20 protein-coding genes are annotated in these 23,214 nt (G+C 69.5%); 14 read left to right on the top strand and 6 right to left on the bottom strand.

Going from position 1 to position 23,214, the window contains the following annotated elements; genetic code table 11:
* The first annotated feature begins 105 nt into the window (after window positions 1-105).
* The 5 genes from JJ691_RS25825 (at window position 106) to JJ691_RS25805 (ending at window position 6,117) form a co-directional block, all read left to right on the top strand.
* The gene (locus JJ691_RS25825) at window positions 106-1,413 is read left to right on the top strand and encodes an aspartate aminotransferase family protein (protein ID WP_211762233.1); all 1,308 of its coding nucleotides are present in this window, start codon (window positions 106-108) and stop codon (window positions 1,411-1,413) included.
* On the top strand, window positions 1,410-2,897 hold the full coding sequence (locus JJ691_RS25820; protein ID WP_211762232.1) for a CoA-acylating methylmalonate-semialdehyde dehydrogenase: 1,488 nt from the start codon (window positions 1,410-1,412) through the stop codon (window positions 2,895-2,897). The genes JJ691_RS25825 and JJ691_RS25820 overlap by 4 nt, the downstream gene beginning before the upstream one ends.
* Window positions 2,898-3,169: 272 nt before the next feature.
* A complete protein-coding gene (locus JJ691_RS25815; protein ID WP_211762231.1) occupies window positions 3,170-3,484 on the top strand; it encodes an ArsR/SmtB family transcription factor in 315 nt (104 codons plus the stop codon).
* The gene (locus tag JJ691_RS25810; RefSeq protein WP_211762230.1) at window positions 3,481-3,942 is read left to right on the top strand and encodes an SRPBCC family protein; all 462 of its coding nucleotides are present in this window, start codon (window positions 3,481-3,483) and stop codon (window positions 3,940-3,942) included. The genes JJ691_RS25815 and JJ691_RS25810 overlap by 4 nt, the downstream gene beginning before the upstream one ends.
* A gap of 105 nt (window positions 3,943-4,047) precedes the next feature.
* Window positions 4,048-6,117: a S9 family peptidase gene (locus tag JJ691_RS25805; protein ID WP_211762229.1), complete on the top strand. Its 2,070-nt coding sequence runs from the start codon at window positions 4,048-4,050 to the stop codon at window positions 6,115-6,117.
* 95 nt (window positions 6,118-6,212) lie between these two features.
* Here the strand turns inward: JJ691_RS25805 and JJ691_RS25800 are convergent, their stop codons facing one another.
* The gene (locus tag JJ691_RS25800; RefSeq protein ID WP_211762228.1) at window positions 6,213-7,004 is read right to left on the bottom strand and encodes an SDR family oxidoreductase; all 792 of its coding nucleotides are present in this window, start codon (window positions 7,002-7,004) and stop codon (window positions 6,213-6,215) included.
* An 83-nt stretch (window positions 7,005-7,087) separates the two neighbouring features.
* On the opposite strand from JJ691_RS25800, the gene JJ691_RS25795 reads away from it, so the two are divergent.
* From JJ691_RS25795 to JJ691_RS25780, 4 genes are all read left to right on the top strand, one after another.
* On the top strand, window positions 7,088-7,852 hold the full coding sequence (locus JJ691_RS25795) for an SDR family oxidoreductase (RefSeq protein ID WP_211762227.1): 765 nt from the start codon (window positions 7,088-7,090) through the stop codon (window positions 7,850-7,852).
* 68 nt (window positions 7,853-7,920) lie between these two features.
* Window positions 7,921-8,871 carry an LLM class F420-dependent oxidoreductase gene (locus JJ691_RS25790; RefSeq protein WP_211762226.1) on the top strand — a complete coding sequence of 317 codons (951 nt, stop codon included), beginning with the start codon at window positions 7,921-7,923 and terminating at the stop codon, window positions 8,869-8,871.
* 16 nt (window positions 8,872-8,887) lie between these two features.
* Entirely contained in the window at window positions 8,888-9,487 is a 600-nt protein-coding gene (locus tag JJ691_RS25785) for a TetR/AcrR family transcriptional regulator (protein ID WP_249227011.1), read from the top strand.
* 64 nt (window positions 9,488-9,551) lie between these two features.
* Window positions 9,552-10,187, top strand: a complete 636-nt coding sequence (locus tag JJ691_RS25780; protein WP_211762225.1) for a response regulator transcription factor — start codon at window positions 9,552-9,554, stop codon at window positions 10,185-10,187.
* 211 nt (window positions 10,188-10,398) lie between these two features.
* Here the strand turns inward: JJ691_RS25780 and JJ691_RS25775 are convergent, their stop codons facing one another.
* Window positions 10,399-12,849, bottom strand: coding sequence for a GcvT family protein (locus JJ691_RS25775; RefSeq protein WP_211762224.1), 2,451 nt, complete (start codon window positions 12,847-12,849; stop codon window positions 10,399-10,401).
* Between the two features lie 51 nt (window positions 12,850-12,900).
* Between JJ691_RS25775 and JJ691_RS25770 the strand changes: the two genes are divergently transcribed.
* Complete coding sequence (locus JJ691_RS25770; RefSeq protein ID WP_211762223.1) at window positions 12,901-13,836, top strand: choline/ethanolamine kinase family protein; 936 nt, start codon at window positions 12,901-12,903, stop codon at window positions 13,834-13,836.
* Between the two features lie 2 nt (window positions 13,837-13,838).
* Window positions 13,839-15,350 (top strand): amino acid permease, encoded by a 1,512-nt coding sequence (locus tag JJ691_RS25765; protein WP_211762222.1) that lies wholly within the window; start codon window positions 13,839-13,841, stop codon window positions 15,348-15,350.
* Window positions 15,351-15,527: 177 nt separating this feature from the next.
* Here JJ691_RS25765 and JJ691_RS25760 read toward each other — a convergent pair whose 3' ends face one another.
* Window positions 15,528-16,133 (bottom strand): TetR/AcrR family transcriptional regulator, encoded by a 606-nt coding sequence (locus JJ691_RS25760; RefSeq protein ID WP_211762221.1) that lies wholly within the window; start codon window positions 16,131-16,133, stop codon window positions 15,528-15,530.
* Between the two features lie 59 nt (window positions 16,134-16,192).
* Here JJ691_RS25760 and JJ691_RS25755 point away from each other — a divergent pair, with 59 nt between their 5' ends.
* On the top strand, window positions 16,193-17,203 hold the full coding sequence (locus JJ691_RS25755) for a hypothetical protein (RefSeq protein ID WP_211762220.1): 1,011 nt from the start codon (window positions 16,193-16,195) through the stop codon (window positions 17,201-17,203).
* Between the two features lie 10 nt (window positions 17,204-17,213).
* Here JJ691_RS25755 and JJ691_RS25750 read toward each other — a convergent pair whose 3' ends face one another.
* On the bottom strand, window positions 17,214-17,432 hold the full coding sequence (locus JJ691_RS25750; protein WP_211762219.1) for a cold-shock protein: 219 nt from the start codon (window positions 17,430-17,432) through the stop codon (window positions 17,214-17,216).
* A 137-nt stretch (window positions 17,433-17,569) separates the two neighbouring features.
* Here JJ691_RS25750 and JJ691_RS25745 point away from each other — a divergent pair, with 137 nt between their 5' ends.
* Complete coding sequence (locus JJ691_RS25745; RefSeq protein ID WP_211762218.1) at window positions 17,570-18,895, top strand: glycoside hydrolase family 27 protein; 1,326 nt, start codon at window positions 17,570-17,572, stop codon at window positions 18,893-18,895.
* A 126-nt stretch (window positions 18,896-19,021) separates the two neighbouring features.
* On the opposite strand, the gene JJ691_RS25740 is transcribed toward JJ691_RS25745, so the two are convergent.
* Window positions 19,022-20,374, bottom strand: a complete 1,353-nt coding sequence (locus tag JJ691_RS25740) for a ricin-type beta-trefoil lectin domain protein (RefSeq protein ID WP_249227010.1) — start codon at window positions 20,372-20,374, stop codon at window positions 19,022-19,024.
* Window positions 20,375-20,650: 276 nt separating this feature from the next.
* Window positions 20,651-22,489: a ricin-type beta-trefoil lectin domain protein gene (locus JJ691_RS25735; protein WP_249227009.1), complete on the bottom strand. Its 1,839-nt coding sequence runs from the start codon at window positions 22,487-22,489 to the stop codon at window positions 20,651-20,653.
* Window positions 22,490-22,841: 352 nt separating this feature from the next.
* Here JJ691_RS25735 and cspE point away from each other — a divergent pair, with 352 nt between their 5' ends.
* Entirely contained in the window at window positions 22,842-23,045 is a 204-nt protein-coding gene (gene cspE, locus JJ691_RS25730; RefSeq protein WP_211762217.1) for a transcription antiterminator/RNA stability regulator CspE, read from the top strand.
* Window positions 23,046-23,214 lie beyond the last annotated feature (169 nt).

Genomic DNA, 23,214 nt, shown 5'->3' with positions numbered 1-23,214 from the left:
TCAGTGTAGGGCGGTAAAGCCGCTACAGGTTGTCCATGGTGGCGGTGGGTCGCGCGGCCCCACACTCGGTGCCGGGTCCGGTCCCATGACGGGAGGAGTAAAGGCATGTCTGCGCACGCTGATCTGCTCGCGAGGCACAAGGCCGTGTTGCCGGGGTGGCTCGCCCTGTACTACGACGAGCCGATCGAGATCGTGCGCGGCGAGGGGCGCCGGGTCACCGACGCCGAGGGCCGCGAGTACCTGGACTTCTTCGCCGGCATCCTGACCAACGCGATCGGCTACGACATCGCCGAGATCGCCGACGCCGTGCGCCGCCAGCTGTCCAGCGGCATCGTGCACACCTCCACGCTGTACCTGATCCGCCAGCAGGTGGAGCTGGCCGAGAAGATCGCGCGGCTGTCCGGCATCCCGGACGCCAAGGTGTTCTTCACCAACTCCGGCACCGAGGCCAACGAGACCGCGATGATGCTGGCCACCCAGCACCGCCGCAGCAACCAGGTGCTGGCCCTGCGCAACTCCTACCACGGCCGGGGTTTCGGCACGATCGCCGTCACCGGCAACCGGGGCTGGTCGGCGTCCTCGCTGAGCCCGGTCAACGTCAGCTACGTGCACGGCGGCAACCGCAATCGCGGCCCGTTCAAGGACTTCACCGACGCCGACTACATCAAGGCCTGTGTGGCCGACCTGCGCGAGGTGCTGGCCACCGCCACCGCCGGCGACGTGGCCTGCCTGATCGCCGAGCCGATCCAGGGCGTCGGCGGCTTCACCACCCCGCCCGACGGCCTGTTCGCCGCGTTCAAGGAAGTCCTCGACGAGACCGGCATCCTGCTCATCTCCGACGAGGTGCAGACCGGCTGGGGCCGCACCGGCGAGCACTTCTGGGGCATCCAGGCGCACGGCGTGGTGCCGGACATGATGACCTTCGCCAAGGGACTGGGCAACGGCATGGCCATCGGCGGCCTGGTCGCCCGCGGCGACGTGATGGACAGCCTCACCGCCAACTCCATCTCCACCTTCGGCGGCAACCCGATCTCCACCGCGGCCGCCAACGCCACCCTGGACTTCCTGCTGGAGCACGACCTCCAGGCCAACGCCCTGAAGCTGGGCAACAAGCTGATGAACGGGCTGCGCCACGTCGGCGACGAGAACCCGGTGGTCGGCGACGTGCGCGGCAAGGGCCTGATGATCGGCGTGGAGCTGGTGCAGCCCGGTGGCGACACGCCGAGCCCGCAGGCGGCGGTCAGGATGATGGAGGAGACCCGCAAGCGCGGCCTGCTGATCGGCAAGGGCGGCCTCAACGGCAACGTGCTGCGGCTGGCCCCGCCGATGACGCTGACCGAGTCGGAGGCCGACGAGGCGCTGCAGATCCTGGCGGAGTCCATCGCTGTCACCAACGAGGAGCTGTCCCGATGACCACGCACTGGATCGACGGCCGGCTCTGGACCGGCACCGCCGAGCGCCAGGGCGATGTCTACGACCCGGCAACGGGTTCCGTGGCGTCCACTGTGGACTTCGCCTCGGTCGACGTGGTCGACGAGGCCGTCGCGGCGGCCTCCCGGGCCTGGCAGACCTGGCGCGAGGCGTCGCTGGCGGCCCGGTCGACCGTGCTGTTCAAGTTCCGGGAACTGTTGGTGGCCAACAAGAGCGAGCTGGCCGCGCTGATCACCGCCGAGCACGGCAAGGTGCTGTCCGACGCGGCCGGCGAGGTGCAGCGGGCCATCGAGAACGTCGAGTACGCGTGCGGCATCCCGCAGCTGCTCAAGGGCGGCTTCAGCGAGAACGCCTCGACCCGGGTCGACGTGTACTCCATCCAGCAGTCGCTGGGCGTGGTCGGCGTGATCTCGCCGTTCAACTTCCCGGCCATGGTGCCACTGTGGTTCGTGCCCAACGCGATTGCCTGCGGCAACACGGTGGTGCTCAAGCCCAGCGAGAAGGACCCGTCGGCGTCGATGTTCATCGCCGACCTGTGGGCCCAGGCCGGGCTGCCGGCCGGTGTGCTCAACGTCGTGCACGGCGACAAGGTGGCGGTGGACCGGCTGCTGGAACACCGTGACGTCAAGGCTATCTCGTTCGTCGGCTCCACCCCGATCGCCCGCTACGTCTACGAGACCGGCACCGCCAACGGCAAGCGGGTGCAGGCCTTGGGCGGGGCCAAGAACCACATGGTCGTGCTGCCCGACGCCGACCTGGACCTGGCCGCCGACGCCGCGGTGAACGCCGGCTTCGGCTCGGCCGGGGAGCGGTGCATGGCCGTTTCCGTTGTGGTGGCCGTGGATCCGATCGGGGACGAGCTGGTCGCCAAGATCGCCGAGCGGCTGCCCGGGCTGTCGGTCGGCGACGGGCGCAAGCCGGACAGCGAGATGGGGCCGCTGGTCACCGGCGCGCACCGGGACAAGGTCACGTCCTATGTGGACGCCGGCGTGACCGAGGGCGCCCGGCTCGTGGTCGACGGCCGGCAGCATACGGTCGACGGCGACGCCGCCGGCTTCTGGCTCGGGCCGACCCTGTTCGACAACGTGGAGCCGGGCATGTCGATCTACCAGGACGAGATCTTCGGCCCGGTGCTGTCCGTGCTGCGACGGCCGTCGTACGAGGAGGCGGTCGAGGTCGTCAACGCCAACCCGTACGGCAACGGCGTCGCCATCTTCACCAACGACGGCGGGGCCGCCCGGCGGTTCCAGCACGAGGTGGAGGTGGGCATGGTCGGCGTGAACGTGCCCATCCCGGTGCCGGTGGCGTACTACTCGTTCGGCGGCTGGAAGCAGTCCCTGTTCGGCGACTCGCACGCCTACGGTCCGGAGGGCGTGCACTTCTACACCCGCAGCAAGGTCGTGACCAGCCGCTGGCTCGACCCCTCGCACGGCGGCATCAACCTCGGTTTCCCGCAGAACACGTGACATGGCGCCGCCTTCGGCGTCGCGGCTCGGCCCCCGGGTAGCCGATGCCTCGCCCTTGCCGGATTTCGCCCGCCGCATCCGGCTCGGGTGGCGGGGCGCGTGAGTGGCGGCGGGCGAAATCCGCCAACCAGGCGAAGCACCGGCGGGGCCTCGCGGTCTGTTAGCGAGTGTCTTCCCCGTTGGGAAGGGGCCCTTCCTGGCGTTCAACGCCAGGAAGGGCCCCTCCATGACATCGCTTGACGTCATGCTCGGTAAGTCGTAGCTTACGGTTCGTGGCGACTTACCGAACCGAGGGGCTCGGGGCGCTCGGGGACCCGATGAGGCGGGCGATCTTCGAGCTGGTGGCCACCGGGCCGAGGGCGGTGGGCGAGCTCGCCAAGGAGCTGCCGATCAGCCGGCCGGCCGTGTCCCAACACCTGAAGGTGCTCAAGGAGGCCGGGCTGGTGGTCGACGAGGCGGTCGGCACCAGACGGCTGTACCGGGTCGACCCGCGCGGGGTCGCCGGCCTGCGGGCCTACCTGGACATGGTGTGGGACCGAGCACTGGCCGCCTACGCGGCCGCCGTCGAGAGCGAGGAGCCGTCATGAGCAGCGTGACCAAGACCGTGACCGTCAGAGCCTCCCAGCAGCACGCCTTCAAGGTCTTCACGGCCGGATTCGGCACCTGGTGGCCGTCGTCGCACCACATCGGCAAGGCCGACATGGCCGAGGCGATCCTGGAGCAGCGCGAGGGCGGCCGCTGGTACGAGCGCGGCGTGGACGGCAGCGAGTGCGACTGGGGCCGCGTCCTGGCCTACGACCCGCCGAACCGAGTGGTCGTCAGCTGGCACCTCAACGGCGAGTGGGCCTACGACCCGGACCCGGCCAAGGCCAGCGAGATCGAGATCCGGTTCGTCGCCGAGGGCCCGGACGTGACCCGGGTGGAGCTGGAGCACCGGCACTTCGAGCGGCACGGCGAGAACTGGGCGGCGGTGGCCCGCGGCGTAGACAACGAGAACGGCTGGGCGGGCATCCTGCGGGGTTACGCCGATATCGCGGCGGCGTGACCAGGGGCGGGCCGGATAGGGTCAGCTTGTGAGCGAGCTTGCGAGCGAACCATTGAGCACAGGGACCTGGGTCGCAGACCCGCCGAGCGCTAGCGAGGTGGGCCTGTGACCGCTGAACTGTCCTTTCCCCGCCAGCAAGCCCGCACCCAGCGCTTCTCGTTGGGTGTGCCCAGGGCGTTCACCGTCGCACCGGACGGATCCCGGGTGCTGTTCCTCCGCTCCGCGTCGGGCGCCGACCGGCGCACCGGCCTGTGGAGCCTGGACGTCGAGACCGGAGCCGAGACCCCGCTGTTCGACCCCTTCGCCGACAACGAGGAGCTTTCGCCGGAGGAGCGGGCGCGCCGCGAGCGCACCCGGGAATCGGCCGCCGGTGTGGTCGGCTACGCCACCGACAAGGCGCTGACCGTGGCGGCGTTCGCGCTGTCCGGCAAGGTGCACGTGACCGACCTGACCGCCGGCACGACAGCCGAGCTGGCCACGCCTGGCCCGGTGATCGACCCCCGACCCGACCCGGCCGGCCGCCACGTCGCGTACGCGGTCTCCGCCGGCGAGCTGCGGGTCGTCGCCGTGGACGGCTCGGGCGACCGGGCCCTGGCCGTTCCGGACGGCGAGGAGGTGACCTGGGGCGTCGCCGAGTTCATCGCCGCCGAGGAGATGGACCGCTTCCGCGGCTACTGGTGGGCGCCGGACGGGGAACGGCTGCTGGCCGCCCGGGTCGACAACAAGCCGGTGCAGCGCTGGCACATCGCCGACCCGGCCAACCCCGGCACCGTGCCGGCGGAGATCGCCTACCCGGCCGCCGGCACGGCCAACGCCGACGTGAGCCTGGCGGTGCTGGGCCTGGACGGTTCGCGGGTCGACGTGGACTGGGATCGGGCGGCGTTCCCGTACCTGGCGACCGCCCACTGGTCCGCCGGCGGCCCGCCGCTGCTGCTGGTGCAGGCCCGGGACCAGCGGACGCAGCGGATCCTGGCCGTCGACCCGGACACCGGCGCGACGACCGTGCTGCACGAGGAGTCCGACCCGCAGTGGGTCGACATCATGCCGGGTGTGCCGGCATGGACCCGGGACGGCAAACTGGTCCGGATCGCCGCCGTCGACGGGGCCTGGCGGCTGGTCGTGGACGGCGAGGTGCTGACCGGCGCTGAGCTGCAAGTACGCTCCGTTGCTTCAGTGACGACCGAAGATATTCTGATCCGGGCTTCCGAGGGCGACTCGACCCAGGCTCACGTGTACCGGGTCGGCAAGGACGGCGTGCGGCGGCTATCGGTCGGCAACGGCATGCACGCCATCGTTCGCGGCGGCGACGTCACTGTGCGGATCGGCACCGGCCTCGGCTTCTTCGGCAGCGTGACCGAGGTGTTCCGGGGCGACACCAAGGTCGGCGAGATCCAGTCGCTGGCCGAGACGCCGTCGATCACGCCCAACGTGCAGCTGCTGGAGCTGGGGGAGCGGGGCCTGCGCGGCGCGCTCCTGCTGCCCACGGGCTACACGTCCGGGAGCCTGCCCGTGCTGCTCGACCCGTACGGCGGTCCGCATGCGCAGCGGGTCGTGCAGACCCGCAACGCCTTCACCGCCTCGCAGTGGTTGGCGGACCAGGGTTTCGCCGTGCTCGTGGTGGACGGTCGAGGCACCCCTGGCCGGGGACCCGCGTGGGAGCGGGCCATCCACCTCGACTTCGCCGGCGCCACCCTCGACGACCAGGTCGACGCCCTGCACGCCGCCGCCTCGCGGTTCCCGTTCCTGGACCTGTCCCGCGTCGCCATCCGGGGCTGGTCCTACGGCGGCTACCTGTCGGCCCTGGCCGTGCTGCGCCGGCCCGACGTCTTCCGGGCCGGCATCGCCGGCGCCCCCGTCACCGACTGGCGGCTGTACGACACCCATTACACCGAGCGCTACCTCGGCCACCCGGCCGAGCGCCCCGAGGTGTACGACGCCAACTCCCTGATCGAGGACGCCCCCAAGCTCTCCCAGGACCTCATGATCATCCACGGCCTGGCCGACGACAACGTCGTCGCCGCGCACACCCTGCGACTGAGCTCCGCCCTGTTGGCCGCCGGCCGCCCGCACACCGTGCTGCCGCTGTCCGGCGTCACCCACATGACCCCGCAGGAGCAGGTCGCCGAGAACCTCCTGCTCCTCCAGGTCGACTTCCTCAACCGCGCCCTGGCCTAGGAACACCGCGAGTCCCGCTCTCGGGCAAGCATGAGTCGAGTTCCGGTCCTGCTGGAACTCGACGTTCAGTTGCCCGAGAGCGGGACTCGCGGGGGTCAGTGGGGGAGTTGGGCGGCGGCGCGGCGCATGCCGGAGAGCCAGCGGTCGACGTCGGCGGCCTTGCGCTCGACGAAGGTGCCGACCTCGGGGTGCGGCAGGATGTGGAACTTCTCGGCGGCCAGGCCGTCCACGACGATGCCGGCGACCTGGTCGGGTTCGAGGATGTCACCGAAGGCGGCCACGGCCAGCGCGGCGGTCTCACCCTGTTCGATGCCGGGCATGAGCATGTCGGTCCGCACGCCCATGGGACACAGGACGCTGACCTTGATGCCCTGGTCGCCGTAGGTGGCCGACAGCCATTCGGCGAAGGCGACGGCGGCGTGCTTGGACACGGTGTACGGGGCGTCGCCGGGGGCCATCAGCAGGCCGGCGGCGGAGGCGGTGTTCAGCAGGTAGCCCTGCCCGCGCGCGAGCATCGACGGCAGGACGGCGTTGGCCGCGTGCACGTGGGCCATGACGTTGACGTTGAGGTTCGCGGCCCAGTCGGCCGGTGAGGCCTCCAGGCCGCGGCCGAAGGCGACGCCGGCGTTGGAGCAGAACAGGTCCACCGGGCCGAAGGCCTTCTCGGCGGCGGCGACGAGGGCGGCCACCTGGTCGGCGTCGGTGACGTCGGCGGGCACGGCAATGGCCTGCGCGCCGATGGCGGAAGCCACCTCCTCGGCCGCCGAGGCGTTCACGTCGGAGACGACAATGCCGGCGGCGCCCTCGGCGGCGAACCGGCGGGCCAGCGCGGCCCCGATTCCCCGGCCGGCCCCGGTCACCACGACCACACTGTCGCGCACCTGCATTCCGTCGACCTCCCAGCTAGTGCCTGCGTACCGACTGGTCGGTATTGTACCGTGGGGGTCACCCGACCACAGGAGCGACGAAGATGTCAGGTCTGACCGGCAAGACCGCGCTGATCACCGGCGCGTCCCGCGGCATCGGCAAGGCGATCGCCTTCGAGCTGGCCGCCCAGGGCGCGAACGTGGTGCTCTCCTCCCGCAAGCAGGACGCCCTCGACGAGGTCGCCGCCGAGCTGCGCGCGGCCCAGCCGGGCGCCAAGGTGCTGGCCAAGGCGGCCCACGTGGGCGACCAGGAGCAGGCCCAGGCGTGTGTGGAGGCGGCGGTCGCCGAGTTCGGCGGCATCGACGTGCTGGTCAACAACGCCGGCACCAACCCGTACTTCGGCCCGATGGTGGACCTGGACATCCCCCGCGCGGAGAAGACCGTGCAGGTCAACCAGATGTCCATCGTGCTGTGGACCGGCCTGGTGTGGAAGGCCTCGATGTCCGCGACCGGCGGCTCGATCATCAACATCGCCTCGATCGGCGGCCTGGCGCCGGAGATCGGCATCGGCTACTACAACGCCACCAAGGCGGCGGTGATCCACCTGACCCGCCAGTTCGCCATGGAGCTCGCCCCCACCACCCGGGTGAACGCGATCGCGCCGGGCGTGGTGCGCACCCACCTGGCCCGCGGCCTGTGGGAGAACAACGAGGAGCGCCTGAACAAGGCGCTGCCGCTGGGCCGCATCGGCGAGCCGGAGGACATCGCCAAGGCGGCGGTCTTCCTGGCCGGCGACGACTCGTCCTGGATGACCGGGCAGACCCTGGTCATCGACGGCGGCGCCACGATCCGGCCGATGGTGGTGTGAAGCATGAGCGAGCTTGCGAGCGAATCATCCAACGCAGAACGCACGCCGAGCGCTAGCGAGGTGTGGACGTGAGTCGTTGGGGAATCACCCTGCCGCTGGCCGGCATTCCGCTGCCCAAGCAGCGTGACCTGGTCAAGTCGCTGCCCGACCTGGGCTACACCGACGTGTGGTCGGCCGAGACGGCCGGCACGGACGCCTTCACGCCGCTGGCCCTGGCCGCGGAGTGGGCGCCGACGCTGCGCCTGGGCACGGCCATCGCCCCGGTCTACACCCGCGGCCCGGGCCTGCTGGCCATGCAGGCGGCCACCATCGCCGAGCTGGCCCCGGGCCGGTTCGCGCTGGGCATCGGCTCGTCCTCGCCGGTGATCGTGCAGGGCTGGAACGCCCGCGAGTTCACCGAGCCGTTCGCGCACGTCCGTGACACGCTGCGGTTCCTCAAGCCGGCGCTGGCCGGCGAGAAGGTGGACGGCGACTTCGGCTCGTTCCGGGTCAGCCGGTTCAAGCTGGAGCGCGCGCCCGAGCAGCCGCCGCAGATCATGCTGGCGGCGCTGCGGCCGGGCATGCTGCGGCTGGCCGCCAAGGAGGCCGACGGTGCGATCACCAACTGGCTGGCCCCGACCGACGTGCCGAAGGTGCGGGCGGAGTTGGGCGCGGACAAGGAACTGGTGGCGCGGATCTTCGTCTGTCCCACGGAAGATGTTGCGGCGGCAAGGGCTTTGGGTCGGATGCTGATCAGCAGCTACCTGACCGTGCCGGCCTACGCGGCGTTCCACGACTGGCTGGGCCGCACCGAGGCGCTGGCCGAGATGCACCGGCTGTGGGCCGCGGGCGACCGCAAGGGCGCGAACGCCGCGATCCCGGACCACGTGGTGGACGACCTGATCGTGCATGGCAGCCTGGACCGCTGCCGCGAGCGCGTCCAGGAGTACGTCGAGCAGGGCCTGGACACTCCGGCGATCATGGTGTTGCCCTCCGGCGCCGACCAGTTCGACGTGGTCAGGGCCCTGGGCAAGAAGTAGAAGTGAGGTGGGGAGCGTGACCAAGGCATCCCAGGGGCGCGGCGAGCTGACCCCGATGGAGAGCCGCATCCTGCGCGCGGCGGTGAAACTCTTCGCGGAAAAGGGTTTCGACGCCACCACGGTGCAGGAGGTGGTGGCCGCCGCCGAGGTGACCAAGGGCGCGCTCTACCACTACTTCGACTCCAAGGACGACCTGCTCTACGAGATCTACCACTCGCTGATCGGGCTGCAGACCGCCGACCTGGACGCGATCATCGCGCAGGACCTGGGCGCGAAGGAGACGGTGCGGGCGATCCTGATGAACCTGGTCGTCTCGACCGCCGCCCGGATCGACGAGACGGCCGTGTTCGTCCGGGAGATGCACAAGCTGAACTCGGAGCGGATGGCCGCCTTCCGGGCCGACCGGCGCCGCTACCAGCGCACCTTCCGGGACGTGATCGCCAAGGCGCAGGCCGCCGGCGAGTTCGCGGCGGTGGTGCCGGCCGACACCGCCGTGCTGATCGCGCTGGGCGTGGTGAACCAATTGCCGACTTGGTATCGGCCGGACGGACCCAAGTCGGCCGAGCAACTGGGGGCCGAGATCGCCGACTTCGTGCTGGCGGCGCTGGCGGCCTGACCGACCGGGCGGAATCGACGCCAAAGTCTGGGTGCGATTCGGGTAGGCATACCATCATTTGCCCATGACGGCTTTGGACAATCCGATCGTCCGCGTCGTGGTCGCCGAGGACCGCGCTCCGGTCAGATCCGGCCTGGACAGCGCCCTGGGGCACTTACCCGGCGTCGCCGTGGTCGGCACGGCGACGCATCACGCCCAGGTCCCCCCGCTACTAGATCGACACCGACCCGAGGTGCTGCTGCTGGGCCTGGCCCTGCCCGGCGGCGACCCGGTCGAGCTGACCCGCACGGTGCGGGCCGAGCACCCGGCGACCGCGGTGATCGTGATCCCGGTGCCGCCGGTGACCAACGAGCAGGTGCTGCCGGTGCTGCAGGCCGGCGCGGCCGGCTGGCTGCCGCCGATGGCCGACCGGGACCGGGTGATCCAGGCCCTGCGCGCGGTGGCCGCCGGCGGTGGCGGCACGCCGCGCCGGCCGGCCGGCCGCGATCACCGGGGCGAGCTGACCGCCCGCGAGGCCGACGTGCTGGGGCTGGTCGCCGCCGGGCTGACCAACGCCGAGATCGCCCGCCGGCTCAGCGTCAGCGAGGCCACCGTGAAGACCCATCTCAACCACGCCTATACGAAGGTGGGATTGCAGAACCGGGCCGAGGCCGTGGAATATGCGAAGCGGCAGGGACTGGGGCCTGCCGAACCGGCGTGACTGGGTGAGTTTACCCATGCCGAGTGGGCATTACCGGGTCTGTCGGCGGCCGGCCGCCGGTCGGGATACTTCTTCCATGGGCGAGCCTGGGGGAGGTTGAAGCCATGGAGGAACCGGAGTTCGGCCGAGTCGCGTGACACGCAAGGGGCTCCCGTTCGGGAGCCCCTCACCTTGTTTTGCTGCTGGGTAAAAGAATTCGCCGCCGAGGGGGCTAGGCCTTGATCCGCAGGCCCTTCGGGTCGAACAGCGGATCCCGCACGACGACGCCGTTCACCCAGTCGCCGAACAGCTCCACGGACAGCTCCGTCCCGATGGCCGTGTCGGCCGGCAGGTAGGCGAAGGCGATCGGCTTGTCCACGGTGTAGCCGAAACCGCCGGAGGTGACCCGGCCGATGACCTTGCCGGCCACCCGCACCGGCTCCCCGCCCAGCGGCACGGCGTGCGGCTCGTTGAGCGTCAGGCAGCGCAGCCGTCGGGTGATGCCCCGTTCCTTGGCCGCGAACAGCGCGTCCCGGCCCAGGAACGGCTGGTCCTTCTTGACGCAGAAGCCCAGGCCGGCCTCGAACGGGTTGTGGTCGGGGGTGAGGTCGGAACCCCAGAGCCGGTAGCCCTTCTCCAGCCGCAGGCTGTCGATCGCCTTGTAGCCGGCGGCGATCAGCCCGTGGTCCTGCCCGTACTCCCACAGCGTCGACCACAGCGCGGCCCCGTACTCGGCGGAAGCGTAGAGCTCCCAACCGAGTTCGCCGACGAACGTCACCCGCTGCGCGGTCAGCGGCACGTCGCCGACGGTGATCTGCCGCGCGCTCATGTACGGGAACGACTCGTTGTCCAGGGCGGCCGGCGTCAGCTGGGCCAGGATCTGCCGGGAGTTGGGTCCCCACAAGGCGAAACACGTGTACTGGCCGGTGACGTCGGTGATCCGCACCGAGCCGTCGTCCGGGGCGTGCCGGCGCAGCCAGGTCAGGTCCCGCGACCCGTAGGCGGTGCCGGTGACGATCCGGAACACCTGCTCCTCCAGGCGGGCCACGGTGAAGTCGCACTCGATGCCACCGCGGGTGTTCAGCGCCTGGGTGTAGGTCACGGCGCCGACCTCACGGTCGACATCGTTGGCGCACAGCCAACTCAGCAGTTCGGCGGCGCCCGGCCCGGCCACCTCGATCTTGGCGAACGAGGACTCGTCGAACAGGCCGGCCGCGGCCCGGGTGCCGCGGTGCTCGGCGACGATCGCCGGCGACCAGCCCATGCCGGCCCAGCCCCGCGGCTGCATGAAGTCGTCGCCGCCGTACATGTTGTGCTGGTAGTAGTCCACCCGCTCCCAGCCCGACTTCTCGCTGAAATGGGCCTGCTGCTGGGAATGCCAGCTGTACACCGGCGAGACCCGCAGCGGCCGGCCGGCCGAGCGCTGCCGGTGCGGGAACGGGATGTCGTAGTACGTCTCGTAGTTCTCGGTGACCCGGGCCAGCGTGTAGGACGGGGACCGGTACTGCCGGCCGAACCGGCGGATGTCCATGTGGGACACGTCCAGCTGGGCCTCGCCGGCCACGATCCACTCGGCCACCACCTTGCCGATGCCGCCGGCGCCGGCGATGCCGTGCGCGCAGAAGCCGGCCGCCACGAAGAAGCCGCCGATCTCGGTCTCGCCGAGGCAGAACTCGTTGTCCGGGGTGAAGCCCTCCGGCCCGTTGATCAGCTTGCGGATGCCCAGCCCGTCCATCACCGGCACCCGCATCGCCGCGTTCTCGCCGATCTCGGCGAACCGCTCCCAGTCGGCGGCCAGCAGCTTTCCGTTGAAGTCGGCCGGAATCCGGTCCAGGCCGGTGTTGTCCAGCGACCACGCCCGCGAGTCGCGCTCGTAACCGCCCATCAGCAGCCCGTCCACCTCCTCGCGCCAGTAGACGAGGTTGTCAGGGTCGCGCAGTGTCGGCAGGTGGGTGCCGTCCCGCTCGCGCACCGGCTCGGTGACCACGTACTGGTGGGACATCGGGATGATCGGGATCCGCACGCCGGCCAGCCGGCCGATCTCGGCCGCGTACATGCCGCCGCAGTTGACGACGATCTCCGCCTCGATGCGCCCCCGATCGGTGCGCACCCCGGTGACCCGGCCCCGGTGCACGTCGATGCCGGTGACCCGGGTGTGCTGGTGGATGCGCACGCCGCCGGCGCGGGCCCCGGCGGCCAGCGAGTAGGCCAGCTGCGAGGGGTCGACGTAGCCGTCGGTCGGCAGGTACGAGGCGCCGAGCACGCCCTTGGTGCTCATCAGCGGGAACAGCTCGCGAGCCTGCTCGGCGCTGATCTCCTCCAGCGGCACGTCGAAGGCCCGGGCCCAGCCGATCTGCCGGCGCAGCTCGGCCATCCGGTCCGGGGTGCAGGCCAGCCGGATGCCGCCGCACGGCACCCAGCCCGGCGGGTGCTCGCCCTGCTGGAGCTCGGCGTAGAGCTGGGCCGAGTACTGGTTCATCCGGGTCAGCGTCGGGTCGGAGCGCAGCTGCCCGACCAGCCCGGCCGAGTGGAAGGTCGAGCCGCTGGTCAGCTCGTCGCGGTCGAGCACGACCACGTCGCGCTCGCCCAGCCCGGCGAGGTGGTAGGCGACGCTGGCGCCGCCCACCCCGCCACCGATGATCACGATCTTGGCCCGGTCGGGGAGTGCCCTGTCAGCTGCCACGACGCCCTTGTTACCGCATTGGGTTGACGGTGGCCAGCCACGGACCGACACTTGCTGATCACGTCCCCGCGGATGGGAGGCCGGTTGCTGGACGAGATCGTCGCCAAGGTCCCGGAGTTCGCCGGGCCGGTGGAGCTGACCGTGATCAAGGGCGGGCTCAGCCACCGGGTGGTGCGGGTCGACGCCGGCGGCGACCGCTTCGTGCTGCGGGTGCTGGACCCGGCCGTCACCGCGGCCGGTCTGGGCGTGCCGATGGACCAGGAGATCGCCAACACCGTGCTGGCCGCCGAGACCGGGGCCGGGCCGCGGGTGCTGCGGGTCCTGCCCGAGCAGCACGCGCTGGTGCTGGAGTACGTGGACGGCGTGACCCTGTCCGTGGCGGACGTGCCGGCGCGGCTGGACGGCATCGCCGCGGCCTGCCGGCAGTTGCACGCCGGGCGACCGTTCGGCAACACCTTCGACATCTTCGAGAAACTGGCCGAGTTCCTGGCCCTGTGCGACCGCAACGATCTCGGACTGCCCGACGGCTACGCCGACCAGCTGCCGCTGGTGGCGCGCATCCGCGAGGCGCTGGCGGCCCGGCCGCTGCCCCGGGTGCCGTGCCACAACGACCTGCTGGCCGAGAACTTCATCGCCGAGGGCGACCGGGTGCGCATCGTCGACTACCAGCTGTCCGGCCAGAACGACCCGTGCTTCGAGCTCGGCGACATCGCCGCCGAGGCGCTGCTGGACGCTGACGGCGTGGCCCGGCTGGCCGGCGCCTACTTCGGCCGGGAGCGTTCCCAACAGCTGCTGGCCCGGGTCCGGCTCTACCTGACCATGTCCAACGTGACCTGGACGCTGTGGTTCCGGGTCCACAGTGGACTGCTGGACGGCCGTGAGGTCGATTTCGACTACGCGGCCGAGTCGGCGGCGAAGTGGGGGCGGGCGCTGAGCGATCTCGGCGATCCCGGGTTGGGAGAACTGCTGGACACCGTGCGGAGGTAGCCGTGAGCGAGCAGGTCGACGATCACACCGACGACGACGCCAGAACGCTGGCGCGACTGGGCTATCGGCAGGAGCTGAGCCGGACCTGGAGCGGCTTCTCCAACTTCGCCATCTCCTTCTCCATCATCTCCATCCTGTCCGGCTGCTTCACCACGTTCGGACAGGCCTGGAACAACGGCGGCCCGGTGGCGATCTCCTGGGGCTGGCCGGTGATCTCGGCGTTCATCCTGGTCATCGGCCTGTGCATGTCCGAGCTGGTCTCGGCGTTCCCCACCGCCGGCGGGATCTACTGGTGGGCCTCGAAACTGGGCAAGCCGGTGCACGGCTGGTTCACCGGCTGGCTCAACCTGGTCGGGCTGGTGGCCGTCACCGCGTCGGTGGACTACGGCTGCGCCACCTTCATCTCGTTCTTCCTGTCCCTGGTGGACCCGAACTGGGAGGGCTCGCTCACCCAGATCTTCCTCATCTTCGTGGTCGTGCTGGTGCTGCACGCGCTGATCAACATCTTCGGCAGCCACCTCGTCGCCCTGCTGAACAACGTGTCCGTGTACTGGCACGTGCTCGGCGTGGTCGCCGTGGTGGTCATCCTGGCCGTCGCGCCGACCCACCACCAGTCCTTCGCCTTCGTGTTCACCCAGCGCATCAACAACTCCGGCTTCTCCGACGGCACCTACTGGTTCTACGTGCTGCCACTGGGTTTCCTGCTCACCCAGTACACGATCACCGGCTTCGACGCGTGCGCGCACATCTCCGAGGAGACCAAGGGCGCGGCCCGCACCGCCGCCCGCGGCATCTGGCAGTCCATCCTGTACTCGGCCATCGGCGGCTGGATCCTGTTGCTGGCCTTCCTGTTCGCCGCCACCAACGTGGACGAGATCAACAAGCAGGCCGGCTTCATCGGCTCGATCATCACCACCGCGCTGAACTCCAACCTGGCGCTGGTGGTCGTCGGCATCTCGGCCATCGGCCAGTTCTTCTGCGGCATGAGCTGCGTGACCAGCACCTCGCGGATGGGCTACGCGTTCAGCCGCGACGGGGCGGTTCCCGGACACCGCCTGTGGTCCAAGCTGAACTCCAACCGGGTTCCGGTCAACGCCGTCATCGGGGCCTGCGTCGCCGGGCTGATCCTCACCCTGCCCGCCCTGTACAAGAGTTCCGCCGGCGTGCCCACCGCCTTCTACGCCGTCGTGTCGGTCGCCGTGATCGGCCTGTACCTGGCCTTCCTCATCCCCATCGCGCTGCGCCTGCGGGCCGGCGACTCGTTCGTGCCTGGCCCATGGACCTTGGGCCGCAACTACAAGTGGATGTGCTGGACCGCCATCGTCGAGATCATCGTCATCTCGGTGTACTTCATCCTGCCCACCGTGCCGGCCGGCGTCCCCGGCGACGGCTCGTTCAGCTGGACCGCTGTCAACTACGCCCCACTGGCCGTCGGCGGCCTGGTGCTGCTGATCGCCGTCTGGTGGTTCGCCTCGGCCCGCAAGTGGTTCACCGGCCCCAAGCACACTGTGTAGATGCCGCGCGTTCCGCGCGGGGCTCGGCCCCCGGGTAGCCGATGCCTCGCCCTTGCCGGATTTCGCCCGCCGCATCCGGCTCGGGTGGGTGGGCGCGTTGGGCGGCGGCGGCCGAAATCCGCCAACCAGGCGAAGCATCGGCGGGGCCTCGCACTCTCCTGGGCTGGCGTCGGGCTGCTACCTGCTCTTCTCGCCGCCGCTGTACCTGCTGCCCCGAATGAGCGGCAGGTAGACCCGGTCGACGATCTCCACGATGACGTCGTCGTCGACCGGGGTCATGCCGCGGGTCATGAACTCGTTGCGCAGCAACGTAAGTGCGACAGTGGCGACCCGTGGGTGCAGGCACCCCGGCGGGGCCTCACCGCGGTCCACGGCCCGCCGCAGCATGGTCAGCCACATCGAGCTCGCGCCGTCGCCGACCATTTCCCGCAGCTGGGCCAGCAGTTCCGGGTCCTCGGCGGCGCTGGCCATCAGGCCGGCGGCCACGTTGGCCTTGGGGGTGGCCAGATCGGCGTTCATCTGGCGCAGCACGGCCAGCACGTCGGCCCGCAGCTCGCCGGTGTCCGGCGGCCCCAACGCCGTCTCCACCAACAGCTTGTACGCGGCAACGCCGAGCGCCGCACGGTTGGGCCAGCGCCGGTAGATCGCGTTCTTGTTGGTGCCGGCCCGGTGGGCGACCCGGTCCATGGTCAGGCCGGCGTAGCCCGACTCGGTGAGCTCGCCGGCCGCGGCCCGCAGGATGGCCTGCTCCAGCACGGCCCCGCGCCGCCTCACCTGCGCCATGGTACGGACGGTACCTTATTCGATTGATTGGGTACTCGATGTACCTTACGGTTCGCGGCATGCGAGCCAACGGCATCACGTACGACACGGGCTTCTTCGCCGGCGGGACCAGCACCCGCGAGCCCTTCGACCCCGACGTCGTCCGGCGGGAGCTGCGGGTAATCCGCGACGACCTGCACTGCACCGCCGTCCGTCTCACCGGCGGCGATGTCTCTCGACTCGACCTCGCCGCACAGGAGGCCGCCGCCCTCGGCCTTGAGGTGTGGCTCTCCCCGTTCACCTGCGACCTCACCCAGGACGAGTTGTTGGCTGTCCTGGCCGACTGCGCCGACCGGGCCGAGCGCTTACGCCGTGGTGGAGCTTCCGTCGTGCTGCTCACCGGGGCCGAGCTCAGCCTGTTCACCGTCGGTTTCCTGCCCGGCGACACCCTCGACGAACGCCTGCCCCTCCTGGCTGACCCGGTCCGTCTGCGGGCGGCGATGGCCCAGGTTCCCTTGCTCCTCAACGCTTTTCTGGCCCGGGCGGTGACCGTCGTGCGGGACCGCTTCGGTGGCCCCGTCAGCTATGCCGCCATTCCGTCCTTCGAGGGCGTGGACTGGGCCCCGTTCGACTTCCTGTCCGTGGACCTCTACCGCTCCGCCCAGGTCGCCGCCATCTTTCCCGACGCCGTCCGATCCCTTGTCGCCCAAGGTAAACCCGTCGCCATCACCGAGTTCGGCTCCGCCACCTTCCATGGCGCCCCCGACCTAGGCGCCCACGCCGGCTCCATCGTCGTACGGGACGGTGTCGTCGCCGTCGGCCTCGACGGCGACTACCAGCGCGACGAAGCCGGCCAGGCCGCCCACCTCGTCGAGCTCCTCGACCTCTTCGAGGAGGCCGGCGTCGACACCGCCTTCGTCAACACCTTCGCCAGCTACCACCTCCCGCACCGCACCGACCCCCGCCAGGACCTCGACCTCGCCAGCTACGGCGTGGTCACCGTCTTCGAGGATCGTCTCGGCACCACCTACCCCGATCTCCCCTGGGAACCCAAGGCTGCCTTCGCGGCGTTGGCCGAGCGCTACCGCTAGTTCGGCGAAGTCAGACCTTGCGGACCCTGGTGGCGACGAAGCGGAAGCTGTCCTGCTGCGCGGGCACGTAGTCGAACTCCACCCGGTCGCCGGGGTCGAGGGCGCGGAGGCCTTCGGCTTCGATGGCGCTGAAGTGAACGAAGGCGTCCAGGCCAGGTGGCAGGTCGGGGGAGGAGATCGCGCCCCAACCCTTCTCACGCTTGAAGAACTTGACGGTGCCGTGGGCCATGTCGGCAGCATGCCGTCCGGACGCTGGTGGGGCCAAGGGGATTAGCGGGGGCGAGGTAGATAGTTGACGCTGGAAATAAAAGCGGGCTACCGTGAGTTTTCCCTGCTCAGCGTGGATCAGGAGAAAAGAGACTGCCCATGCCCAGTCGTCTCACGGTGCTCGCGGCGGTGGCCGCGAGCGTGGCCGTCCTGCTGCCGGGCGCGAGCCCGGCCTACGCCAAGACCAACTTCGGGGTTCCGGCCATGGGCTGGAGCAGCTGGAGCGTCGAATCGTCCACCCGGGCCACGTACGGCACGAGCTGGCTGACCGAGTCCCATGTGGAGGGTGCGGCCGACGCGGTGGCGTCGAAGCTCAAGTCCGCGGGATACCGGTACATCGACATCGATTCCGGGTGGAACGCGGACATGTCGTTCAACGGCCACACCGACGGCAACGGGATCCCCGACCCCGACCCGACGCGGTTCCCGGACGGGATCTCGGGGGTGGCCAACTATGTGCACAACGAGGGTCTGCTGCTCGGCCTCTACACGACCGTGGGGCTGGACAAGGGGGTGTACGACAAGAACGCGCCGATCGCTGGAACCAGCTGCCACACCCAGGACATCGCCCAGCAGCCGCTCACCGCGACCAACGGCTGGGGCAGCTCCTGGAAGATCAACTACGGCAATTCCTGCGCCCAGGCCTACATAAACTCCGTGGTGGACAAGTTCGCGTCCTGGGGCGTGGACCTGGTCAAGGTGGACGGCACGACCACCGACAGCGTGCCCGACATCCAGGCCTTCTCCAAGGCGATCGACCAGTCGGGCCGCGGCATGTGGCTGACCACCAGCGCCTGGCCGGTGCCGCAGTCCATCGAGTCCCAACTGTCCAGCTACACCAACGATGTTCGCATCGACACCGACGTCGAGTGCTACTGCGGCACGCTGGCCACCTGGAGCGGCGCGGTCACGGCCCGCTGGAACGACCTGCCGAACTGGCTGTCCGGGCTGCAACCCGGCTACTTCCCCGACCTGGACTCGATGCCCATCTCCAACAACTCCGGCAGCGCCATCCAGGACGGCATCACCAGCACCGAGCGGCAGAGCGTGATGACCTTCTGGTCCATGGCCTCGGCCCCGCTCTACGTCGGCGGTGACGTCTACTTCCTCGACAGCGGCGCGGTTTCCATCCTCACCAACCCCGAAGTCGTCGCGGTGGACCAGTCCGCGCGGTTCCCGACCCGAATCACCAGCGGCAACCAGCAGAAGTGGCGCAAGCAGCTGCCCGACGGCAGCTGGGCGGTGGCGGTCTACAACCTCGGCTCCTCGTCGGCCGACATCACCGTGAACTGGAGCGACCTCGGCATCAGCGGCAGCCACGCCGTGCGGGACCTGGTCTCGCGCACGGATCTGGGCTCCGCCAACGGAAGCTGGACGGCCACGGCGGTGCCGGCCCACGGCTCCCGCCTGATCAAGGTGACCTGACACACCGCGAGTCCCGCTCTCGGGCAACTGAGATACGAGTTCGGAACTCGACGCATGGTTGCCTGACAGCGGGACTCGCGGGGGTCTGCCCGGTGGTTGGGGCAGACCCCCGGTCACGGGATCACGTCAGTTGAGGGTCCACTGCTGGTTGGCGGTGCCGGTGCAGGACCAGATCTGCAGCGGAGTCTGGTCCGCGGAGCTCTGGTTGGTGGCGTCGAGGCACTTGCCGGAGCCCGTGTTCACGAGTTCCTTCTGCGCGTTGAGGGTCCACTGCTGCGCGGCGGTGCCGTTGCAGTCGTACAGCTGCACCTTGGTGCCGTTGGTGGTGCCGGCCGACGCGACGTCGAGGCACTTGCCCAGGGACTGGAAGCTGCTGCCGGAGTGCGACCAGCTCTGGGCCGCGGTGCCGTTGCAGGTGTAGAGCTGGACCTGGGTGCCGTTGGCGCTGTTGGCTCCGGCGACGTCCACGCACTTGCCGCCGATGCCGGTGATGGTGCCGCCGGTGGGCGGCGGGGGCGGGGTGGTGCCGCCACCGGTGATCTGGTTGAAGATCCGGGAGTACGCGTAGCCAGTGGCCCGGTCGTAGTCCTGCAGCTCCCAGAAGGACAGCTCGGCCACGCCGTTGGAGGCGGCGAAGCTCTCCAGCGTCTGCGCGTCGGCCTGGCTGAACTGGGCGCCGTCGTCGTTGCGGCCGGCGATGGGGGTCAGGCCCATCTTGGCGTACGCCGCCGAGGTGGAGATGCCGTACAGACCGGCGATCTGGTTGGCCGCGTTGCGGGCCGCGGACAGCGCGTCGTTGATGACCGGCTGGCCGTCGTAGAAGTCCATCACCATCAGGTTGATGACGCTGACGTTGACGCCCTTGGCCTTGGCGTCGTTGAGGACGGTCATCTGGTCGCCCTCAAGGCCGTCGGAGCCGACGCCGAGCGTGTAGTCGACCTGCACGTTCGGGTTCTGCGCCTGCAGCGCGGCCAGCGCCTGGTCCCGGCGGGCGATGGACGCGGTGTCCTTGATGACGCTGCCCTCGATGTCGAAGTCGAGGCGGTTGGCGCCGTAGGTGTTGACCACGTTGGCGTACGCCGCGGTCAGGCTGGACACGTTGGTGCAGGTCTGGGCCAGCTCGCCGCCCTCGGCCCCGCCGAAGGACGGGATGACGTTGCCGCCGGCGTTCTGGATGGCGGCGACCTGCGAGGCGAACGAGCCGACGCCGGTGCCGTTGGCCTCCCAGACCGGCGTGCAGCCGGACTGCGGCGTCAGGAACGCCAGCGTGAAGTACTTGGTGCCGGTCGCGCTCATGTCGGCGGCCATCTGGCCCGAGTCCGAGTCGCTGATCTGCAGGTAGGGAGCGGCGTAGTGGGCCGGGAAGGCCCCGCCCGCGGCCGGGGCCGCGATCGCGGCGGGCTGGCCGGCCAGCATGGCCGCGGCCGCCGCCACGGGCAGTGCGGCGGTCAGCGCCGCTCTTGTTCTTCTGATGCGCATGGTCGATCTCCTACAGGTATTGCACGGCCGGAATCGTGCAGGCAGGGGTGAAAATCCGGCATTTTTCGGAAAACGTCCGTGAGCGGCGACGGCGAGGGAGAACGCGGGCGAATTCCGTGCGGTATTTATACCCACCGGATGGCGCTCGATCAATAGTGCGTTCGGGCGCAAAACCGCAGGTGGTGCCTAGTTCTGGGAACGTGAGGACCGCCCCGGTCCATCGCGGGCGGAACGCGCGACGGACCGGGACGGAGCTTTTATCTGGTGATCAGGACGTCAGTTGAGCGTCCACTGCTGGTTGGCTGTTCCGGTGCAGGACCAGATCTGCAACGGGGTGCCGTCGGCGGAACTCTGGTTGGTGGCGTCCAGACATTTACCGGAACCGGTGTTGACCAGTTCGCGTTGGGAGTTCAAGGTCCACTGCTGCGCGGCGGTGCCGTTGCAGTCGTACAACTGGACCTTCGTGCCGTTGGCGGTGCCGGCCGAGGCCACGTCGAGGCACTTGCCCAGGGCCTGCAGCGCGCTGCCGGATTGGGTCCAGGTCTGCGCCGTGCTGCCGTTGCAGGTGTAGAGCTGCACCTGGGTGCCGTTGGCGCTGTTGGCCCCGGCGACGTCCACGCACTTGCCGCCGATGCCGGTGATGGTGCCGCCGCCCGGCGGCGGGGTGGTGGTGCCGCCCTGCGTGCCGCTCCAGGTGAAGGTCGCGCTGGTGGCCGCCGGGACCGAGTAGGTGAAGGACTCGTTGCCCCAGTTGACCCTTACGCTCTGCGCGCTGCCGCTGGGGTTGTAGGCGACCAGGGCCTTGGAGCCGTCCGGGTTGATCCAGGCGACGTTGCGCACGGCGCCGTCGTTGGAGGCGATGCGGGTGGCGCCGGGCTTGACGAACTTGGTCAGTTGGCCCATGTCGTAGTACTCGATGTTGTAGTCGACCTGGCCGCGCTGGCTGTCGTTCTGGTGCACCGTGATCAGGCCGGTGCAGGTGTTGCAGCCGCCGTTGTTCGGGCCCTGCGACTCGTTGACCGCGAGGCTCCACTTCACCACGCTACGGTCCCAGTTGCGGGTGTAGTCGATGATGTTGTTCATGTCCTCGTTCTGCTGATTGCCGATCCAGTTGCCGCCCGAGTGCTCGGTCTCGTACATGTTCATCGACGGGTACTGGTTGTGGACCGTGGTCTGCTCGGAGACGTCGCCCTCGTAGCCGTGCCACGCCACGCCGCCGAAGTTCGGGTCGTTGCGGATCGACGAGTCGGTGACCGTCGGGGCCCCGAAGCTGTCGTAACTGTCCCAGTTCCAGTCCAGCGCCAGCACCTTGGTGGACAGCCCGGCGTTGTGCAACGCCGGCAGCAGGTTGGTCTTGGCGAAGTAGGCCAGCCCGGTGCCGTTCCAGTTCATGCCGGGGTAGTTGCCGCCGACGGTCGGCTCGTTCTGCTCGGACACGTAGTCGACCGGGATGCCCTGCGCCGCGTAGCCCTGGATGTACTTGACGAAGTAGTTGGCGTAGGCCTGGTAGTACTGCGACTGCAGCCAGCCCTGGATATAGGAGTTGTTGTCCTTCATCCACGGCGGCGCGGTCCACGGCGAGCCCATGACCTTCAGCTGCGGGTTGAGCTGCTTGGCCTGCTTGGTCAGCGGGATGACGTCGACCATGTCGTGCGACAGCGTGAAGTTGTTCAGGTTCGGGTCGGCCGCGCCGTCGTCGTAGGTGTAGCTGTTGCGGGCCAGGTCCGAGGCGCCCATCGGGTTGCGCAGGAAGTCCAGGCCGATGCCGTTGACCGGGTCGAACAGCTTGGTCATGGTGGCGTTGCGGGTCGCGGCGGACAGGGCGCCGCTGGAGTTCATCAGGTACGCGGCGGTGTCGGTGAACGACGCGCCGGCCCCCTCGAACTGCTGGTACCGGGTGTTCTCGTCGACCGTGATGGTCTGCTGGCCGGTCCCGGTGCCGGCGGAGAAGCTGATCGGGGTCTGCTGTTGCAGGCCGCGGGTGACGTTGCGGCCGCCGGAGTCGTTGGTGGTGGTCAGCCAGATGTTCACGGACTCGTTCGCGGCGTTCGCGGCCGGAGCGGCCAGAACTCCCGCCACGAGTAACAGGGGCACGACGAGCAGCGTTGGTCGCACGGCAGCACCTCGTTCGACAGGTTCACAGGGTCCGTCGGTGTGTGAGGCTCGATGGCGGTGCGCGCGTCACACCTTATTTCGGGTCATGATTTAAGTGGCGAACTGTTGTCGCGTCAAGAGGCACGGGTGCCACCGGTCACACCTGTACGGGTGGCGGACTTCCACCCCGCGCGTCCGATGTGGTTGACTGTGTCCGGTCGCATTCTGTGTTCGTGTCGTATCCACGCTCGCGGAAGAAGTCGCGGGCGGTGGTCCTCCTCGCAGGGAACCGGGTGAAGTCCCCCGCCCGCGGTCAGACCCGTAGCGTCGTGGTTGCGGCGAGACGTAGTACCTGTTTGAGGAGATAGATCAAGTGGCTCAGGGCACCGTCAAGTGGTTCAACTCGGAGAAGGGCTTCGGCTTCATCGCCCCGACCGATGGTGGCGCTGACGTTTTCGTGCACTACTCGGAGATCCAGGGCAACGGCTTCCGCACCCTGGAGGAGAACCAGCGGGTCGAGTTCGAGGTCGGGCAGGGTCAGAAGGGCCCGCAGGCCATGGGCGTGCGTGCGATCTGAGATCGGCTGACCGATATCGGCTGACATGGTTCGGCTGAGCGAGGCCCGTCACCTTGAGTGGCGGGCCTTTCGTTTGTTCCGGTTGTTTCAGCCGACATTCCGGACGTGTTATTTCCGCCGAACGGCGCATGTCGTTCGCGTTCGGCGGAACGGGTGGTTCCGGGTTTGT

Origin of the sequence: Kutzneria sp. CA-103260, from assembly GCF_018263855.1 — a bacterium.
Classification (GTDB): domain Bacteria; phylum Actinomycetota; class Actinomycetes; order Mycobacteriales; family Pseudonocardiaceae; genus Kutzneria.
The sequence above is the reverse complement of the archived record's forward strand: the minus strand, read 5'-3'. Positions and strand labels throughout refer to the sequence as shown.

Coding starts and splice junctions, on each gene's coding strand:
- JJ691_RS25825 (WP_211762233.1), top strand. CDS start 106: ATGTCTGCGCACGCTGATCTGCTCGCGAGGCACAAGGCCGTGTTGCCG.
- JJ691_RS25820 (WP_211762232.1), top strand. CDS start 1,410: ATGACCACGCACTGGATCGACGGCCGGCTCTGGACCGGCACCGCCGAG.
- JJ691_RS25810 (WP_211762230.1), top strand. CDS start 3,481: ATGAGCAGCGTGACCAAGACCGTGACCGTCAGAGCCTCCCAGCAGCAC.
- JJ691_RS25800 (WP_211762228.1), bottom strand. CDS start 7,004: ATGCAGGTGCGCGACAGTGTGGTCGTGGTGACCGGGGCCGGCCGGGGA.
- JJ691_RS25795 (WP_211762227.1), top strand. CDS start 7,088: ATGTCAGGTCTGACCGGCAAGACCGCGCTGATCACCGGCGCGTCCCGC.
- JJ691_RS25780 (WP_211762225.1), top strand. CDS start 9,552: ATGACGGCTTTGGACAATCCGATCGTCCGCGTCGTGGTCGCCGAGGAC.
- JJ691_RS25760 (WP_211762221.1), bottom strand. CDS start 16,133: ATGGCGCAGGTGAGGCGGCGCGGGGCCGTGCTGGAGCAGGCCATCCTG.
- JJ691_RS25755 (WP_211762220.1), top strand. CDS start 16,193: ATGCGAGCCAACGGCATCACGTACGACACGGGCTTCTTCGCCGGCGGG.
- JJ691_RS25750 (WP_211762219.1), bottom strand. CDS start 17,432: ATGGCCCACGGCACCGTCAAGTTCTTCAAGCGTGAGAAGGGTTGGGGC.
- JJ691_RS25745 (WP_211762218.1), top strand. CDS start 17,570: ATGCCCAGTCGTCTCACGGTGCTCGCGGCGGTGGCCGCGAGCGTGGCC.
- JJ691_RS25740 (WP_249227010.1), bottom strand. CDS start 20,374: ATGCGCATCAGAAGAACAAGAGCGGCGCTGACCGCCGCACTGCCCGTG.